Origin of the sequence: Halovenus rubra (assembly GCF_026586665.1) — an archaeon.
GTDB lineage: Archaea > Halobacteriota > Halobacteria > Halobacteriales > Haloarculaceae > Halovenus > Halovenus rubra.
The window spans coordinates 139,673-156,393 of record NZ_JAODIY010000013.1; the positions used below are offsets into that span (position 1 = coordinate 139,673).

Annotated in this window: 17 protein-coding genes; 8 read left to right on the top strand and 9 right to left on the bottom strand. The window is 54.1% G+C overall.

Annotation, left to right across the window (positions count from 1 at the left end; translation table 11 throughout):
• Nucleotides 1-537: 537 nt before the first annotated feature.
• From N5098_RS13020 to N5098_RS13030, 3 genes are all read left to right on the top strand, one after another.
• Nucleotides 538-1,734 carry an inositol-3-phosphate synthase gene (locus N5098_RS13020; RefSeq protein WP_267638311.1) on the top strand — a complete coding sequence of 399 codons (1,197 nt, stop codon included), beginning with the start codon at nt 538-540 and terminating at the stop codon, nt 1,732-1,734.
• On the top strand, nt 1,731-3,113 hold the full coding sequence (locus N5098_RS13025; RefSeq protein WP_267638312.1) for an alkaline phosphatase family protein: 1,383 nt from the start codon (nt 1,731-1,733) through the stop codon (nt 3,111-3,113). The genes N5098_RS13020 and N5098_RS13025 overlap by 4 nt, the downstream gene beginning before the upstream one ends.
• A 294-nt stretch (nt 3,114-3,407) precedes the next feature.
• Nucleotides 3,408-4,319: a serine/threonine-protein kinase RIO2 gene (locus N5098_RS13030; RefSeq protein WP_267638313.1), complete on the top strand. Its 912-nt coding sequence runs from the start codon at nt 3,408-3,410 to the stop codon at nt 4,317-4,319.
• Nucleotides 4,320-4,632: 313 nt separating this feature from the next.
• Here N5098_RS13030 and N5098_RS13035 read toward each other — a convergent pair whose 3' ends face one another.
• The gene (locus N5098_RS13035; protein WP_267638314.1) at nt 4,633-5,880 is read right to left on the bottom strand and encodes a plastocyanin/azurin family copper-binding protein; all 1,248 of its coding nucleotides are present in this window, start codon (nt 5,878-5,880) and stop codon (nt 4,633-4,635) included.
• Nucleotides 5,881-5,975: 95 nt separating this feature from the next.
• Here N5098_RS13035 and N5098_RS13040 point away from each other — a divergent pair, with 95 nt between their 5' ends.
• Entirely contained in the window at nt 5,976-6,302 is a 327-nt protein-coding gene (locus N5098_RS13040; protein WP_267638315.1) for an antibiotic biosynthesis monooxygenase family protein, read from the top strand.
• A 132-nt stretch (nt 6,303-6,434) separates the two neighbouring features.
• Here N5098_RS13040 and N5098_RS13045 read toward each other — a convergent pair whose 3' ends face one another.
• Complete coding sequence (locus N5098_RS13045) at nt 6,435-7,658, bottom strand: MFS transporter (protein WP_267638316.1); 1,224 nt, start codon at nt 7,656-7,658, stop codon at nt 6,435-6,437.
• A gap of 101 nt (nt 7,659-7,759) precedes the next feature.
• Here N5098_RS13045 and N5098_RS13050 point away from each other — a divergent pair, with 101 nt between their 5' ends.
• Both N5098_RS13050 and N5098_RS13055 read left to right on the top strand, forming a co-directional pair.
• Complete coding sequence (locus tag N5098_RS13050) at nt 7,760-8,152, top strand: CopG family ribbon-helix-helix protein (protein WP_267638317.1); 393 nt, start codon at nt 7,760-7,762, stop codon at nt 8,150-8,152.
• Nucleotides 8,153-8,243: 91 nt separating this feature from the next.
• A complete protein-coding gene (locus tag N5098_RS13055) occupies nt 8,244-8,798 on the top strand; it encodes a class I SAM-dependent methyltransferase (protein WP_267638318.1) in 555 nt (184 codons plus the stop codon).
• 43 nt (nt 8,799-8,841) lie between these two features.
• Here the strand turns inward: N5098_RS13055 and N5098_RS13060 are convergent, their stop codons facing one another.
• The 6 genes from N5098_RS13060 to purE all read right to left on the bottom strand — a co-directional run bounded on the left by N5098_RS13060 (nt 8,842) and on the right by purE (nt 13,952).
• Nucleotides 8,842-9,303 (bottom strand): NuoI/complex I 23 kDa subunit family protein, encoded by a 462-nt coding sequence (locus tag N5098_RS13060; RefSeq protein WP_267638319.1) that lies wholly within the window; start codon nt 9,301-9,303, stop codon nt 8,842-8,844.
• Between the two features lie 40 nt (nt 9,304-9,343).
• Nucleotides 9,344-10,399 carry a complex I subunit 1/NuoH family protein gene (locus N5098_RS13065; protein WP_267638320.1) on the bottom strand — a complete coding sequence of 352 codons (1,056 nt, stop codon included), beginning with the start codon at nt 10,397-10,399 and terminating at the stop codon, nt 9,344-9,346.
• Nucleotides 10,399-12,075: an NADH-quinone oxidoreductase subunit D gene (locus tag N5098_RS13070; protein WP_267638321.1), complete on the bottom strand. Its 1,677-nt coding sequence runs from the start codon at nt 12,073-12,075 to the stop codon at nt 10,399-10,401. Before N5098_RS13070 ends, N5098_RS13065 begins: the two co-directional genes overlap by 1 nt.
• Complete coding sequence (locus N5098_RS13075; protein ID WP_267638322.1) at nt 12,072-12,770, bottom strand: NADH-quinone oxidoreductase subunit B; 699 nt, start codon at nt 12,768-12,770, stop codon at nt 12,072-12,074. Before N5098_RS13075 ends, N5098_RS13070 begins: the two co-directional genes overlap by 4 nt.
• Before the next feature lie 2 nt (nt 12,771-12,772).
• Nucleotides 12,773-13,177 carry an NADH-quinone oxidoreductase subunit A gene (locus N5098_RS13080; RefSeq protein ID WP_267638323.1) on the bottom strand — a complete coding sequence of 135 codons (405 nt, stop codon included), beginning with the start codon at nt 13,175-13,177 and terminating at the stop codon, nt 12,773-12,775.
• Nucleotides 13,178-13,307: 130 nt separating this feature from the next.
• Nucleotides 13,308-13,952 (bottom strand): 5-(carboxyamino)imidazole ribonucleotide mutase, encoded by a 645-nt coding sequence (gene purE, locus N5098_RS13085; protein WP_267638324.1) that lies wholly within the window; start codon nt 13,950-13,952, stop codon nt 13,308-13,310.
• Between the two features lie 334 nt (nt 13,953-14,286).
• Between purE and rtcA the strand changes: the two genes are divergently transcribed.
• Nucleotides 14,287-15,300 carry an RNA 3'-terminal phosphate cyclase gene (gene rtcA, locus N5098_RS13090; protein WP_267638325.1) on the top strand — a complete coding sequence of 338 codons (1,014 nt, stop codon included), beginning with the start codon at nt 14,287-14,289 and terminating at the stop codon, nt 15,298-15,300.
• A gap of 3 nt (nt 15,301-15,303) precedes the next feature.
• Here the strand turns inward: rtcA and N5098_RS13095 are convergent, their stop codons facing one another.
• A complete protein-coding gene (locus tag N5098_RS13095) occupies nt 15,304-15,555 on the bottom strand; it encodes a DUF8149 family protein (protein WP_267638326.1) in 252 nt (83 codons plus the stop codon).
• A gap of 57 nt (nt 15,556-15,612) precedes the next feature.
• Here N5098_RS13095 and N5098_RS13100 point away from each other — a divergent pair, with 57 nt between their 5' ends.
• Nucleotides 15,613-16,707 carry a mechanosensitive ion channel family protein gene (locus N5098_RS13100; RefSeq protein WP_382231090.1) on the top strand — a complete coding sequence of 365 codons (1,095 nt, stop codon included), beginning with the start codon at nt 15,613-15,615 and terminating at the stop codon, nt 16,705-16,707.
• Nucleotides 16,708-16,721: the final 14 nt, after the last annotated feature.

Sequence of the window (16,721 nt, forward strand, 5' to 3'; positions counted from 1 at the left end):
TGCGGGTCAATAATTGGAATCGACATGCATGCTGTCATTTGTAGAGCAGATATTAATACTCTCTTTCTTTGGTGGACTGTTCAGTTTCGTTGACGCCTTTGGACAAGAGAAGTAGATATATCCTATCAGAGGGCTCACCTCCGCCTGTGCCCGAAACCTGCCCTCACTGTGACGAACCAATTGAATCAGAGCGACGGAATCCTGACGACCAACGGCCGTATGAAGTGTGGCGCTGTTTGAGCTGTGAGAATGAATGGCGCCACCCCGAGGAGACAGTTCTCGACAGCACACTGGATTTCAGTGAGTGCAACGACCAACTCTCCCGTCGCCAATCCGACACAAACCTGAGCTGGTAATCTCTCAGTTCTATTCAGTTGATATAAACTATTCTTTAGTTTTTTCAACTATGCAGGCGAAAGCAAACGTACCGGCAACTGACTGTAGGGAGAATTTAGCGTCTAAAAGGGCGACAGTAGCCGTTTCTAGGCAGATAACTGAGCCGCACAATATAATACTGTACAGCCATAATTTCGACGTATGAAGACAGGTGTGTGGCTGATTGGCGCGAGAGGAAACGTGGCAGCAGTTTCTATCGTCGGTGCGAAGGCAGTCGCCAGTGGCATTACAGAGACGACAGGGATGGTCACTGCGCGTGAGCCGCTGTCAGACCTTGCGCTGCCAGAGGTCGACGACCTCGTTTTTGCTGGGCACGATATTAGGTCACAGAGTATCGTCGAAACAGCAGAGGCAGCATCCGCATCTGGCGGTGTCCCACCACAGTCGACAATCGAGGCTGTCAGAAGCGACGTTGAAGCCGTCGACAGTCGTATCAAGACGGGAACAGCAATCAACTGCGGGCAGGTCGTTGGTGACATCGCAGAGGGGAACGCTGCCGTCAACCAGACCGTTCCCGACCTTGTCTCGGCAATTCGAGATGATTACGAATCGTTTGTCGCGGAACATGATCTCGACCGTCTTGTTGTTCTCAATGTCGCATCAACGGAGCCCCCGCTGGAAAACACCGATGCCTACGCGACAGCCGACGAACTCGAAGCTGCAATCGAGAATGATGACCGAGCACTTCCAGCCAGTGTCCTTTATGCATATGCGGCAGTCAGTGAGGGACACCCGTACATCAACTTCACACCCAGCACGGGAAGTGATCTCGGCGGAGTACGTGAGGTCGCGAGGCGCAACGACGTCCCTCACATGGGACAAGATGCCAAAACGGGAGAGACACTGGTAAAGTCTGCGCTTGCACCGATGTTCGCAGGCCGAAACCTCCGTGTCCTCTCGTGGGAAGGACACAATATTCTCGGCAACACAGACGGGCTCGTTCTGGATGACGAAGCGAACAAAGCAGGCAAAGTCAAGAGTAAAGACGGACTCCTCGAAGAGATTCTTGGCTACGAGACACAGAGCCGGGTTCGTATCGATTACACACCGTCACTCGGAGACCGCAAGACTGCATGGGACCATATCCACTTCAAGGGCTTCCTCGGAACGGAGATGAAACTCCAGTTCACATGGGAAGGCTCTGATTCAGCCCTTGCTGCACCGCTGGTTCTTGACCTCGTTCGGCTCGTTGCACACGCAGATGCAAACGGCGAATCTGGGGTGCAACCACAGCTTGCTTCGTTTTTCAAATCACCGATGGCGTATGAAACACATGACCTCTCCCAACAGTTCGAGCAACTGCGGGAGTACGCACACACATACCTACCTGAGACATGACAGACCAACGCCCTCAAACAGAGACAGCACAGCGTATAATTGTCCTCGACGTGGTTGGGCTCGAAACCAAGCACATCGATGCAGGACTGGCACCAAATATCGCAGCTTTCCTTGAAGGCCACCCGACAGCTCCGCTTACCCCTCCGTTTCCTGCAGTTACGCTTTCTTCACAAACGACACTTGCGACAGGACAGTCACCGGCGACACACGGTGATGTTTCTAACGGAGAGTACAACCGGACTGATGACAGCGTTGCATTCTGGGAGCGCGACCGCGCTGACCGAACCCGTCTCTGGGACGCAGCGAGTAGCGACACAGGCCTGACAACGGGCGCGCTATTCTTCCAGCATCTTATTGGGACAGCCGCTGACGTTGCAGTGACACCATCCCCAATCGAGGACGAGAACAATAATCTCCTTGAGATGGACTGTTGGACGAACCCGGACGGGTTCTATGAGACCCTAGAAGAAGAATATGGCCACTTCCCGCTGCATAACTACTGGGGACCAACAGCGAACGAGCAAAGCAGCGAGTGGATACTCTCTGCCGCACGCGAGTCGATTACACGACACGACCCGGATTTACTTTGGGTTTATCTCCCCCACCTCGACTACGATGCACAGCGCCATGGCCCGGATTCCTCGGAGATGCAAGACGCTGTTGGCGTTATTGACGAACTCGTCGGGGAGTTCCTTGAGTGGCTTCGCGACAGTCATCGATGGGACGAAACGGCAGTAAACGTCGTCAGCGAGTATGGGTTTCATGCTGTTGACACGCCAGTATTTCCCAACCGTGCGCTCCGAGAAGCTGGTCTGTTGTCTATTGAAAAGGGACGTGAAGGCGGAGAAGTGGTCGATATTCCTGGCTCAGCTGCGTTCGCTATGGTCGATCACCAAGTGGCACACGTCTATACCGATGACGACGTGACGGGAAACGCCCGCGACGTGCTTGGGGCTCTCGACGGGGTTGAAACAGTCGTCACTGACACAGCAAAGGAGTCATACGGGGTTTCCCATCCTAACAGCGGAGATCTAGTCCTCGTTCCAGAGCAAGATGCGTGGTTCCAGTACTACTGGTGGGCCGACGACGCGGATGCCCCCTACTACGCGAGAGATATGGACATCCACGAAAAGCCCGGATACGATCCGTGTGCGCTCTTTTTCGGTGACGATGGACTTATCTCTCTCGACGCGACGAAGATCAGCGGGTCACACGGGCGCGTCGACGCTCCCGGCTTCTACGGGATCGGTGGGCCTGCGGCGCCTACCGTGGAGTTCGATGAGATAGACGCACAGACAGTTGCTCCCACGATTGCGGACCTACTCGGTATCACGAGTGACCTCTCGATGACGTTCGAGGGGAACTCTATTCTTGAATAGTTGGCCACCTATTCGGAGTACATGTCCGTTATTTCGGACCGGTAGAACACAGTTACCGGTGTCGCTACGTTCTGAGAAGGGTGACAGACGTTCTCAACAATGCGTGAGTTCGACGACGAACTCAAGTTGCGTTCCAGAGTCGGCCGAGAGCCACGTTCCCAGCAAATTAGCTACTGCGATAACAACACCAATCGCCGACACACAAAGAGCGTTGTATATAGCAACATACGATATATTAGTGTATTAATCTCGACGCGCTGGTCTTAAACAAGTCCGGCGATAACAGCGGGTAGGATGGTTCGCAACGTTGCAGAGGAGATGGCCGAACTCGAGCCTGAGGATTTTTACCTGCTGTCCGGGGTCGAGCACGGGATGCGGTTCTCGGAGTACGTCAACCGGGAGAAGCTGCCGGAATTTTCCAGACTGACTGTTGAAGATGTGGACTACCGCCTCGACCGCTGTGAGCGCCGAGAGTTAATTGAGCGCAAAACAATTCAGTACGAGGGATTCCGCCTCACGTTCGAGGGGTACGACGCCCTCGCGTTGCACACCTTCGCCGAGCGAGAGACCATCGACGGGATGGGATCGTCCCTCGGCGTTGGAAAAGAGAGTGACGTGTACGAGGTGGAATCATATCGACCGTTCGCTCTCAAATTCCACCGCGAAGGGTACACTGATTTCCGCGAAGTCAACCGCGAACGAGAGTATACGTCTGACCGGGAGCACGTCTCTTGGATGTACACGGCACGCAAAGCAGCCGAGCGAGAACATGAGGCACTCGAAGCATTGTACCCCGCGGTTTCAGTTCCACAACCAATCGACCACAACAGGCACGCAATCATCATGGAACGGCTCGACGGCGTCGAGCTCGAGCGAACAAAGCTCGAACCCAAGCAAGTCATCCCAGTGCTTGGACTGGTCCTCTCGGAGATGGCGACTGCCTACCAAGAGGGGTACGTACACGCGGACATGAGTGAGTACAATCTGTTCATCGATACTGACGGAGTCACGCTGTTCGACTGGCCACAGGCTGTCCCGACGACTCACGAACACAGCGACGAGTTGCTCGAACGAGATGTCGAAAATATTGTTGGCTACTTCCAACGCAAACATCCCGGACAAATTGATGATGCCGACACCAGTGCGATTACCGCAGCTATCATCGATGGGATGTTCGACGACGTGACCGACTATCTCGAAAGCTGAGGTGTACGGTTATACTCTGTTGTTCCGCTCCGTTTTAAAAAGCCCATACCCTGTACAGGTGTTTTCTGAGTAGTGACCAGTAGAGCGACGTACCCATGATATATCATATATTGCTATATCAAATGAGAGTTCGTGGCCAATGCTCGTAGTAAACGAGTGGCTTAATTCAGAACCGACGTGCCCATGGGCATTGAAAAGTACTTGGGCAGTGATTCGCTCTGGGGGTGCCTGTAGAAAAGTAACCGACGAACAATCAGTTTCTTCAGAGAAAGAAGATAATCAAACAGGGACCAAGACGTACCGTAGGAGACACTCACTCAACAAAGACAACTCCTTTTTGATTTTGGGACTGGTGGGGAGTGCAGCAGTACTTGTATACACCCGGATTTTCGAAGGTATAGCTCCATGTCTTCCCATCTCCGACGAGGACACCGCTGTCGAATGCCTCATCGACGTGCGTAACCGAGTGTGGGACCTCCCCGCCAACCCATTCCCACTCGACTGTTGTCCCTGCCTCGATGCGAACTGCCGGTGGCTCGAAGACAAACGTTCCGTCGACGCCAATTTCAGTTGCATCGCCTGTAAGTACGGGCTCTCCGTCTAGCGAAACGATATCGTCGTCGTAGTTCGGGATATCCGAGAGGAAAGCCTCGACTCCGGTGTCCGTCTCCCGCTGTGTCGACTCACTGCCATCGAGGGGACCTGTCACGACGACGCTGACGCCGGGAAAGCCGACGAGAAATCCTTCAGCGATATCGGCTGCCTCCGCCGTTGTCCAGAAACTGACCACAGCAGTCCACTCGTTGCGCTGTGTGACGGTCGTTTTGACGTGGGAGTCATACCGCTCAACATCACCCCGGAACCCCTCAGCCTCAGCTTCTATCTCGTCGACAGGAGAGTCAGAGTAAACAATAACACCGTACTGTTTGGGCTTGTAGTCTTCACCCGCGGTGAAACCCAATGTATCGAGATGTTCTGTGATAGTTGCTGTTGGGATACCGCTGTTATCATCGTCAGTGTCTCCATCAGTGAGTGGGCCAGCAACCATATCGAATACACCATCGACCTCCGCGAAATAGCCTTTTGCAGTGTTTGCTGTGTCTTTGGCACTCCAGACAGTCGCAATTGCTGCTAACTCCTCGTGTTCTTTTACCACAGTCATCTTGTGGGAGTCGTATCCAGAAAAGTTACCTCGCAAGTCGTCAATTTCTGTCTTGACTGTGCTGTACTCGCTTGTAGAGTAGAGAATAACGCCGTACTGGCCCGACTCGTAGTCGGCCCCGGCCTCGAATCCGAGTGCATTGAACTGCTCGATAATCGACTCCTCAGGAATTTTAGGCGTTTCTTTCGCAGGTGTTTCAGTGGAGTCATCGCTTTTTTCGGTCTGTTTGGGCGTCTCAGTTGCGGTTGCCGTCTGTGTTGGCTCAACCGTCTCCTGGTCACCCTCATCAGAATTACTGAGACAACCAGCTATCGCGGCCATCGCAATGGTGCCACTGGCAAGGAATGTACGTCGTGTGCTATTGGTACTTCGAGACACGCCTCTCTCATCACCATCCATATTTAGGTATGCCTAAAAATCAAACCCTGTTAAGAATTTTGTTTTAGGCCCGCCAAAAAATATAACCACAGGTAGCGTGTTATCCCAAACGCGGCATGATTGTAGTTGCTAACAGATTCGATGTCGACGACGAGCACAGTGCTGCGTTTGTCGAACAGTTCAAAGAGACCAGTGATCATCTTACCGAGCATGAAGGGTTTCGTGGATTCAAGGTTCTGACACCGGAGAAAGCTGATACGCATGTCTCACTGACGTTCTGGCGGTCGCGCGACGATTTTGACGCATGGGTAAACAGTGAAGACTTCGCGGAGGCACATGAAGGCGACAGCCTCTCTGACATGATGAACGCTCATCCGGAACTCGAAATCCACGAAGTAGCGTTCGAACGAGAGTCGACTGAAGTGATACCAACAGCAGAGTAAGCCAACTGTAGACCGGGTAAACTCATACCACGTACGCGGCATATTCGCCGCTACACCCACGTGTGGCTCCCATCGGTATGATTGTCCCGGCTTTTTGATGGTAGAATAGAGACTGTGCCGTAACAGCTTTCGTTAATCGTCGGTTTCTACAACCGGAGTTTCCCAGAGAAAAATTACTATTGAGCCAGCGACAAGTGCAACACCAGAGACGGCCAAGGCAAACAGCGGGGAGACATAATCTGAGATGACGCCGCTGCCGAGTTGAAACGGGATAACAGCAAGTCCGCTGACCATTGCCATCGCGCTCAACACCGTTGCACGACCCAGCGAGCCAATCCGAGCGTTAACGTACTGACCGGCAAACGACCGAGTGACATCTGACAGTCCGCGAGCGACAAGGAATGTCGGGAGAGCTAAGAGCGGGACAAAGTACATCCCAACAAGTGCCCCGCCCAAAACGAACGGCAAGACAAGAAACCACGTCTGGATACCCAGATGCGTCTTGATAGCGCCAGTAAAGTAACTCATCACGGAGCCAACAAGGCTGTACGCCGCATAGAACCACCCGAGCAGAGACTCAATACGGTCGGGCGAAATGCCGGCATCGACAACAACTGTCTCAAAAATTGGCTGGAGAAACACAAAGACCAGATACGCAACAGCAGCGTACAGGACATAGTAGTACAGAATAAATGCGCGTATATTTCGTTGTGACAGTGCATCTCGAACGATAACAACAGTCTTCTCGAAGCGTAGCTGCTCGGTATCACTTTCTTTGTACGTCGCTGGTTCGTCCATCGTCCCCAACACAAGCGCTCCAATTCCTGTGACAACAGCGGCGACAAACCATGGGTACGAGAGATTAAGACTTCCAAGATATCCGCCAGTAATTGCAGCACCAGCACCGACAGCAAGCGATGCGGCCTCTCCTCGGCCACGGACACTGGCGAACTCGTCTTCGGAGAGATCATCGGTTAACGTATCGTACAGCCAAGCATCCTCGCTCCCTGATCGGAAATTATAGCCCGCAGACCAGCAGATATAGAGTACTGCTAACATCGGAAAAGACTCCGCGAGACCGATCCCAAACAGTGTGAGAGAAATCAAGACTGTCCCAATGAGGAGACTGTTCCGACGGCCGATACGGTCCCCAATATAGCCCGTCGGTATTTCTCCAACCAGCGTCGTCACGTTGTAGAGCACTTCGAGGACAGCAATCTGTGTGAATGTTAGGCCTTGTGCCAGAAAGAAGAGATACATTATTGGCCGGTAAAACTCGACAGCCTTCGTCGATTTATAGAGATAGTACCGGAGAACCGGGCTAGGCGCTGACTGGAGCCAGCGAGAGACAGCCATCACCTCCAACTCGCAGACGACCCCTTAACTGCGTTCTCTTATTTCGGGTGCGCGATATCGTAATAACGGAGTCCTAAGTTCCCCGCCATCCAAGAGGACGTATGCGAACAAGCCTCAACGTCCCCCAAGAAGTACTCGACTCGTTCGACGAGACCTGGAACGAGGAAGGGCTCGAATCGCGGTCCCGAGCCGTCCGTGAAGCAATGCAAGAGTACATCGAGCGCCACAACCGACTAGAGGAAATCGAGGGCGAAACCGTCGCAGCGGTTGCCTTCGATTACGAGCATACGCTTGTTATTGAGGAGCTACATACGGTCCAACATACCTTTGAGGACGTAATCGGGACGACACAGCACATGCATCACGGAGACTGGTGTCTGGAGACAGTCTTCTGTACAGGACCCGCAAAACGGATTCGAGAACTGGTGTACCAGCTGCGGGATTTCGACGCTGTCGGGCGGGTAAACGTGATGTTCCTCTTGCCCGTCTCGTGATCAACAATCCGACAGTGTGGTATCACGTTTTAACACAAGCGACTATCAAGACTGCCGGAGAGACTTTACACCAGCCCCACGTTAACTGGATATGGGATTTCACACGTTTGATGCGGACAGTGCCGACCGCCTCGAAGACACAGACCGATATCAGTGGTGTTCACGCGAAGAGCTACTCACGCTCGTCGCTCCACACGAGGCAACAACAGTCGCCGACCTCGGCAGCGGAACGGGATTCTATACTGATATTGTCGCTCCTCACGTAGAACTGGTCTACGCAGTCGATGTCCAGTCTGAGATGCACGAGTATTACGAACAGAAGGGGCGGCCAGCAAACGTAAAGCCGGTAAACGCCTCCATCGAAGACCTTCCACTGGAAGACGAGACACTAGATGCAGCGTTTTCGACGATGACCTACCACGAATTCTCCGGTACCGAGAGTATGGCTGAACTCGCTCGTGTACTTAAGCCGGGCGGGCAGCTCGTAACTGTTGATTGGAGTGTGAATGGTCCGGGTGAAGCTGGTCCACCGAGTGGCGAACGCCACAGCCTCAGTCACGCTGTCTCTGCACTCACTGAAGCAGGGTTCAGCGTTGACCATGCTGTGAGCCGGAGCGAGACGTTTGTCTGCCGAGGGCGAAAGTAACTGTCAGCTAACAACGACGAAAACAGGAGTGACCAGACGCGAATTACTGATAGTCGACTTCGCCGTCGCCTTCACCAACCCATGCACTCCGGTCTGGTTCACGTGATTCCAATGGGTCAATATCCTTGTACCACGGAACGTTCTTGAGTTGTTCTTTGTTGTAGGCGAGTTCGTCTTTGGTGTCGCCGACAAACTCGAAGTTCTGGGTCAAGAGAATAGCGTCAACCGGGCAGACTTCCTCACACAGCCGGCAGTAAATACACTGCCCGATATGGAGGTTGTACTGTTCGCCGTTGCGCTTGTCATCCATCACAATCTGTATCGTGTCGTTTGGACACACATTTTCGCACTGACGACACCAGATACAACGTTCTTGACTGAACTTGTGAACGCCACGGAACCGGGGAGAAACCTCTGGCTCCTCTTCTGGGTACTTCACAGTGAATGTTTCGCCGTCAAGCGCGTGTTTCATCGTCGTTGCCATGCCTTTGAGGATTCCTAGCATCGTGTCTCACCTCGATTGTTGCTTGTGGTTGTGGTACGATTCATGCGGCAAACACCCCGACAAGACCGGCAGTCAGGAACAGGTTGAAAAACGCCAATACGAGCAGTCCTTTCCAACCAATCTCAATAAGTTGGTCAATACGGACCCGGGGCACCGCCGAACGGAGCCACTGGGTCAACAGGAACATCGCCCAAATCTTGATGAGGAACCACACCAGCCCCGGCAAGACAGGTCCAGCTGGCCCACCAAGGAAGACGGTCGCTACGATAGCACCGCCAAGGAAGATGTGAACGAACTCACCGAGATAGAGCAAGACGAAATAAACCGACGAATACTCCGTCTGGTGGCCCGCGACGATCTCCGTCGGGGCTTCGGGAATGTCGAACGGATTTCGCCCGACTTCGGCCATATTTGCGACAAGAAACAGGAAGAACGCGAACGGATTGAGGATAGCGAACCATGACGGAATCGCTAACGGTCCAAGTTCAAAGAGCGTCTCCTGCTGTGCAGCGACAATCTCACTGGTCCGTAAGGACCCAGAAAAGAGGACTACCGAGATACCGACAACAATGAGCGGAATCTCGTACGCCAAGTTCTGTGCCACCGCACGAAGCCCACCAAGGAACGAATACTTGTTGTTCGACGCATAGCCCGCCATAACGAGTGCAATCGATGCAATGGAGGCAACAGCAAAGACGAACACAAGTCCAACTTCGGGGTCAGCAAGCTGGAAGTTGACCGGCCCAAGGCTTCCCATCGGGATGACAGCAAACCCGAGCAACGCAGATGACGCGAGAATAATTGGAGCGATATCCCACGCCGGTCGGTCGACGCCTTCGGGGACGATGAGTTCTTTGGAGATAAGCCTGACTGCGTCAGGAATGATGATTCCAACACCAAGCGGGCCGAATTTGTTGACTGAAATCCGGTCAGTAAATGCCGCGGTAATCTTTCGTTTTGCCCATGGGCCAGCGAGTGCAGACTGAATAAGGATAAGCGTCCCAACGAGGCCAGCACCAATGATAGCCGCGAAGATATCGACAAAGACGCTGTCGATACCAATCACGTCGGCAATCTTTTGAGGGAGCAGTGTCATTACCGGTCTACCTCCCCAAGTACGATATCGAGGCTTCCAAGTGCGGCGACCATATCTGGCACGTATTCACCCTCAGCCATCACTTCGAGCGTCTGAAGGTTGCAGTACGAGGGGCTTCGTATCTTGAACCGAGCGGGCTTGTCGGTGCCGTCGGACCGAATGTAGATACCAAGCTCGCCTTTTGCCCCCTCGACAGCACGGTAGACTTCAGTATCCGGTTCTGGTTTGAGGGTTCGTGGGACATTCGCCTGAATATCACGTTCGTCTTCGGGCCAGTCTTCGAGCAAGTCGACACACTGCTCGATAATACGCGCAGACTGGCGCATCTCCTCAAGACGGACGTACGCACGTGAGAAGTTATCACAGCCATCATCAGTGATGACATCGAACTCTAGTTCATCGTAGTAGCCGTAGGGGTCGTCGCGTCGGAGGTCATAATCGACACCTGAACCACGAGCGACTGGTCCTGTTGCACCGTAATCCTTGGCCACATCGGTCGGGAGAACTCCCGTGTCAATAACTCGGCTCTGGAACAGCTCGTTGCTCGTGAGCAGATTGTGATACTCTTCGAGGCGTTCTGGGATGTACTCACAGAAGCTCCGGACGTTCTCGAAGAACTCTGCACGCGGTTCCGGCAGGTCCCAGGCGACCCCGCCAAGCCGGAAGTAGTTGAACATCAACCGCTGCCCCGAGAGGTCTTCCAACAGGTTTTGGACCTTCTCGCGGTCGGTGATGGCGTACATGAAAATCGCCGTGAAGTCGCCGTAGATGTCGAGTGCGAAGGTCCCCACAGCAAGTAGGTGAGCGGCAATTCGGCTCATCTCCGCAGACATCGTCCGGATAATCTGGGCGTAGTCAGGAACGTCAACATCTGCGAGGTCCTCGGCAGCGCGTGCGTACGACCATTCGTTGAGCATTCCTGCCGAGATGTAGTCCCACCTGTCTGGGTAGGGCATAATCTGGTGACGGTAGGTCGACTGCTGACACATCTGCTCCTCACAGCGGTGTAGATACCCGACATCTGGGTCCACATCGACGACCTGTTCACCGTCAAGTACGGTCTTGAGGTGCAAGACACCGTGGGTTGCCGGATGGTGTGGCCCAATGTTAATGAACATCGTGTCCTGTTCCTCGGGCACTTCTGTCCGGTGTTCCATCGGGTCGGCGTGTTCTCGGAGCGGAACAATCTGTGGCTGGTCCTGGTTATAATCCTTCGAGAGGGGATGACCTTGCCACGTTTCTGGCAGGAGAATCCGACGCAGGTCCGGGTGGTCCTCGTACTCGATTCCAACGAGGTCGTAGGCCTCCCGTTCGTGCCAGTCTGCCGTATCAAACACCGATGCAGCGCTTTGGCTAACAGGGTCGTCACGGGTCGTTGGGACGACAAGTGACAGTTCTTGTGTCGGGTCCTTGTACTTTTTGAGGTGATAAATCGACTCGTATCGGTCCTGATACTCCTGTGACGTAACCAGCGAGAGATGGTCAAAGCCAGCCTCCTGTTTGAGCGTCTGGAGAACCGTGGACACCTCGTCAGGCCGGATGACGAACCCTTCGGCGTTTTCGTGTTGCTCGCGGTCGATAACGTGCCCATCGAGCAACTCGGCCAACTCGTCGTAGTTGAGTTCCCCATCGGGAGTGACGCCAACGTCGGGGCGTTGTGGTTGTTCTAGGCTCATGGCGAGTCAACCCAGTTGTAGCGCATGACGAGGTCATCCTCGTTGATTTCGGTGGCCAACTCCTTGACGAGTTCGTCGGGTTCCAAGTCACCGAACTGTTCGAGTTCGTAGGGTTTGACCGTTACGGGCGCACTCTCACCGTTCCGAATCTGCTCTTGGAGCTTGAGAACACCATAAACAAGTGCTTCGGGACGAGGCGGACAGCCCGGAACGTGGATATCACACGGAATAATCTCTTCTGCGCCTTTGATGACGTTGTACCCTTCTTGGAACGGTCCGCCGGAGACGGTACACGACCCCATGGAGACGACGAACTTGGGTTCCGGCATCTGGTCGTAGACCCGCTTGAGACGCGGTCCAAACTTGGAAACAATCGTTCCGGGGACGATAATAACATCGGCTTGGCGGGGTGATGCTCGGGGCACACCTGCACCGAAGCGGTCGAGGTCGTGCTTTGCGGCATAGGTGTGCATCATTTCGATGCTACAGCAGGCGATTCCAAAGAGGAGAATGAACATCGAATTGCCCCTCACCCAGTTCATGAACTTATCGAGTTTGGTGAGAATAAACGGGCTTGACCCGAACGCCTGCCGGAGCCGCGAATTAAACCGCTCGTCGGTGGCTGACCCCATACGAGCTTCCTGTGTAGTCTGTGCCTGTTCCAGCGTGTCGTGTAGTTCCTGTTCTTTGCTCATGGTTAGTCCACCCGCTGGCTGTTGGCCCGCGGACTGCGGACCCAGCTCACTGCACCGTTTCGCCACGCCCACGCGAGACCGAAAAGGAGAATCCCGATAAACAGTGCCATCGGTGCAAAGGCCTCAACGAAACCAAGTTCACCAACGGCCTCCTCGTAGATGACGGTCCACGGGATGATAAACACCGTCTCGACGTCGAAGACGACGAACAGCAGTGCGACCATATAGTATTGTATGTTGAATTTAATGGCCCGGCTGCTTCCCACGGGAACCTCCCCACTCTCGTAGGTAGCGCGCTTTCCCTGTTCGGGAACACTCGGGCGTAGCAGCCACGATACAAACATCATCGTCAGCGGGATGAGTATCGCGACAAACGCGAGTGCCCCGATGGCTATCCAGTCACTCATTGCTAGTCATCGTTTGGTTCGAATCCTGAGCATATAAGGGTTGATTGTTCGTGTGACGCCTCTATCCTGCCTTGTTCGGCATGGTTCAGCAATGTGTGTCGCTGGGAGACTGTGGCGCACAGATACCGGGCTATTCGTCTTGTCGGTCGTTGAATGATTCTACGCCCATCGAGTGCAGGTCCTCGGAAACATGTGCAACTGACTCCTGGAGCCCGTCGTGGTACTCTTCAAGAGCATTACGGAGTTCCTCGTGCTGGCGCGAAAGCATCTGCACGGCCGAAAGTGCCGCATTAAACGACTTCCCGGCGTCGACAGCGACGAGTGGCGCGCCCTGTGGCATCCCAATAACCGACGCGACTGATTTCTCCTGAACTGGAACACCAATAACCGGTAAGGGATAGGCAATCGAGGCGGTCATGTTTGGCAGGTCTGCACTCTTGCCACCGGCCCCGGCAATAATGACATCCAGTCCGCGGTCTTCGGCCGTCTCGGCGTAGGTGTACATGAGCTCCGGCGTCCGGTGAGCCGAGACGACGTACGTCTCGAAGGTGAATCGGGCCTCCGGCGGGTCGTCGTAGTCGGTCTGTTCGGCAAATCCTAGGTCAGTCAGGGCGTCGTATGCCCCAGGCCGCCCCGTTTCCGAGCCCATCATTACGTCGAGGTCGGAATCTGACCCCATAATTATCCCCACTTCAGGGGTTTCAGCGGGTGAGTTATCGGCAGACGCTTCCTTCTGGAGTCGGTCCTGAAGGTTCGCTAACGGATCAGAGTTCATATCGAGGAGTGGGTCCGCACCCGCCCTAAGCGTTGCCATCCCTCTCAAGAGAGTCTACGTTGAGTGGGCAGAACACCCATGTCAACAGCCTCCGTCGTAGATAGCTGTGTTTCGCACAAACATGGGGAATCCAAGTTAAACGGAGGAGAAACCGGGTGAAAAGAGAGTGTTTGCTACTGAAGCCTTTTGTTCGACAGTGCCGGAGTGTCCAGCTCGTTTTTCCCTCGCGAAACGTTACGTCAAAAGGTTCCATACCACGAACGGAGGTAGCGCATCGATACTGTGGTTACGGTCACTCGGTACTGATTTTATGGGGGCACACAGACGGTACATTATGCTTGAAGTCGACGGCGATGCAGGCGGTGGCCAACTTCTTCGGTCGAGTCTCTCGCTTGCGGCGGTTACAGACCGGTCTGTTACAGTAACCAATATCCGTGGCTCACGCCCAGAAACCGGCCTCAAGCCCCAGCATCTGACTGCGATTGAGGTGTTGGCTGATATCTGTGATGCAACCGTTGACGGTGTGGAACGTGGCTCTGATGAGATTGTCTTTCGACCAGCAACCCCAGAGGGCGGTGAGTTCGAGGCTGCTGTGGGAACAGCAGGGAGTGTTACACTAATTTTCGACACTGTGCTTCCGCTTGCCATTGCACTCGAAGAGTCACTCTCGCTAACAGTCAGCGGTGGCACTGCTGTCAAGTGGTCGCCACCGTTGTCTGCGTACCAGAGAGTCAAGCTCCCACTGTGTCGGGAGGCAGGCATTGCTGCTTCGGTCGAGCGCCACAGAACCGGCTTCTACCCAGCTGGTGGTGGCATGGCGACACTCACGATTAATCCCTCGTCGTTATCGCCGCTCTCGCTTGGAGAGCGCGGAGCGTTGCAGGGTGCTCGCCTCTACTCACAAGCGTCACTGGACCTCGAAGCGGACGACGTTGCTCGACGACAAGCCGGAGCCACAACAAAGCAACTTGAGGCTGCTGGTATTGACATTCTGGACAAAGAAATACTGTCGACTGCAGCCGATTCAACCGGCTCAGCTCTGACAATCGAGCTTCGCTACGAAAACAGCAGGGCAGGCTTTGCTGCGCTTGGCGAGCCAGAAACGTCTGCGGGGTCAGTAGCGACCGAAGCTGTCTCCAACGCAGTTGCTTTCAACGAAGGGTCGGCCGCTGTCGACCGTTACCTTGGCGACCAACTGCTGGTCTTCCTTGCTCTTGGTGGTGGGGAACTTACAGTGCCAGAGCAGACAGCCCACATCGAGACAAGTTTGGCACTGTTAGAGACGTTCGGGTTCGACCTGTCAGTAACGAGTGAAACAGGACGGGTACGTATCAGGAACGACCAATGACAGTTACAACAAATCGAGGTCCTCGGCAACAAGGTTGGCCAGTTCGTCGGCGATAGCGGGATCAACCTGTGCTACCTCTTTGCCATCATGTTGTTTGTTATTGTGCCCTTCAACTGTTTCGGCCACCTCGGAGAGTCGAAGTTGCGTCTCGGTTCCACAGTCCTCACAGAGAATTGGCACCGTCAGTTCGCTATCGGATTCGGTCATGTGCGGTGGATAGCTCACCATCCCCCTTGAACGCCACGTTTCTTGCATGATATCTAACAACAGACAGGTCACAACGCTTTTTTCGTGACCGGGAGAGTGGTGAACATGTACTCGGTCCTGGGGACTAGCCTGCTCACGCAGGCAAACGACACTGCAATCGGTAACAAGACAGGTGTGTTCCGACTAGGTATTGTCCCCGATTCTTGGACCGAATTCTACCGGAGTTCTATGGCAGGTGTGTTCCCACCAGGTATTGTCCCCGATGGTGTCCCAATCTGGAGTCTCGAAGTCGTCTCCGCTATCCTTGTCCTTGTCCTCGCGTGGGGTGTCGCCCAGGTCATTGTTAACTTGATTGGTCGCCGGATTGCGCAGTACTTTGAGCGCCCGAGCCTGACTCGGGTTGCACTCGGGGCGATCCGGAGTGGTGTCTATATTTTTGCGCTGCTGACTATTCTCCGCATATTTGGACTTGATCTTGGAAGCATCGCGCTGTCGGTCACTGTCTTCTCAGCAGTCGTCGGTGTGATTCTCGCTCCGATTGTCGGCAGCATCGTCAGCGGCGTCTTTTTGCTTGCCGACCAACCCTACGAAATTGGCGATATGATAGCGTTCGATGCAGAGAATAGACGCGGCTTCGTCGAAGATATTACGCTTAGATATACCAAGATATTTACCCTTGATAACACGTTTCTGGTCGTGCCAAACGGCGAAATGCGCTCACGAGATGTCACTAACTATTCAGCGGAGGATACCCGCGTTCGGCTCCGGCTCGACGTGCTAATAACGTACGAGAGTGAGCTCGCCAAAGCACGTGATAAAATTGAGCGGAGTGCAAGAGCCGTCGATGGTGTTATCTCAGGTGGGCCGGGCATCCGTATCGGCGGCGCACGGTATCCTGCGGCTCCAGACTGTCTTATCAACGACTTCGCCGATAGTGGTATCAAACTCCGTCTTCGCTATTGGACACAAGAGCCATACCGAATCCAAGCACTCAGCTCCGAGGTGCGAACAAATATCTGGGAGGCATTCGACGGCGAAGACATCGAAATCGCCTACCCACACTCACAGATTATCTTTGACGACACCAGCGGCGAGGTCCAGTTTTCGGTAGATAACGCTGCCGGGATGAATGCAAGCGAGACCAAACGGGACATCCGCGGCGATTCCTCTCATTCCAACGAGGAACTCTCGGATAACTAAAAGAGGGCTATATC

What these genes read in the sequence shown, in the direction of transcription:
- N5098_RS13040 (WP_267638315.1), top strand. Translation starts at nt 5,976, where the DNA reads ATGATTGTAGTTGCTAACAGATTCGATGTCGACGACGAGCACAGTGCT.
- N5098_RS13065 (WP_267638320.1), bottom strand. Translation starts at nt 10,399, where the DNA reads ATGACACTGCTCCCTCAAAAGATTGCCGACGTGATTGGTATCGACAGC.
- N5098_RS13020 (WP_267638311.1), top strand. Translation starts at nt 538, where the DNA reads ATGAAGACAGGTGTGTGGCTGATTGGCGCGAGAGGAAACGTGGCAGCA.
- N5098_RS13055 (WP_267638318.1), top strand. Translation starts at nt 8,244, where the DNA reads ATGGGATTTCACACGTTTGATGCGGACAGTGCCGACCGCCTCGAAGAC.
- N5098_RS13025 (WP_267638312.1), top strand. Translation starts at nt 1,731, where the DNA reads ATGACAGACCAACGCCCTCAAACAGAGACAGCACAGCGTATAATTGTC.
- N5098_RS13050 (WP_267638317.1), top strand. Translation starts at nt 7,760, where the DNA reads ATGCGAACAAGCCTCAACGTCCCCCAAGAAGTACTCGACTCGTTCGAC.
- N5098_RS13035 (WP_267638314.1), bottom strand. Translation starts at nt 5,880, where the DNA reads ATGGATGGTGATGAGAGAGGCGTGTCTCGAAGTACCAATAGCACACGA.
- N5098_RS13030 (WP_267638313.1), top strand. Translation starts at nt 3,408, where the DNA reads ATGGTTCGCAACGTTGCAGAGGAGATGGCCGAACTCGAGCCTGAGGAT.
- N5098_RS13045 (WP_267638316.1), bottom strand. Translation starts at nt 7,658, where the DNA reads ATGGCTGTCTCTCGCTGGCTCCAGTCAGCGCCTAGCCCGGTTCTCCGG.
- N5098_RS13095 (WP_267638326.1), bottom strand. Translation starts at nt 15,555, where the DNA reads ATGCAAGAAACGTGGCGTTCAAGGGGGATGGTGAGCTATCCACCGCAC.
- purE (WP_267638324.1), bottom strand. Translation starts at nt 13,952, where the DNA reads ATGAACTCTGATCCGTTAGCGAACCTTCAGGACCGACTCCAGAAGGAA.
- N5098_RS13060 (WP_267638319.1), bottom strand. Translation starts at nt 9,303, where the DNA reads ATGCTAGGAATCCTCAAAGGCATGGCAACGACGATGAAACACGCGCTT.
- N5098_RS13080 (WP_267638323.1), bottom strand. Translation starts at nt 13,177, where the DNA reads ATGAGTGACTGGATAGCCATCGGGGCACTCGCGTTTGTCGCGATACTC.
- N5098_RS13075 (WP_267638322.1), bottom strand. Translation starts at nt 12,770, where the DNA reads ATGAGCAAAGAACAGGAACTACACGACACGCTGGAACAGGCACAGACT.
- N5098_RS13100 (WP_382231090.1), top strand. Translation starts at nt 15,613, where the DNA reads ATGTACTCGGTCCTGGGGACTAGCCTGCTCACGCAGGCAAACGACACT.
- N5098_RS13070 (WP_267638321.1), bottom strand. Translation starts at nt 12,075, where the DNA reads ATGAGCCTAGAACAACCACAACGCCCCGACGTTGGCGTCACTCCCGAT.
- rtcA (WP_267638325.1), top strand. Translation starts at nt 14,287, where the DNA reads ATGCTTGAAGTCGACGGCGATGCAGGCGGTGGCCAACTTCTTCGGTCG.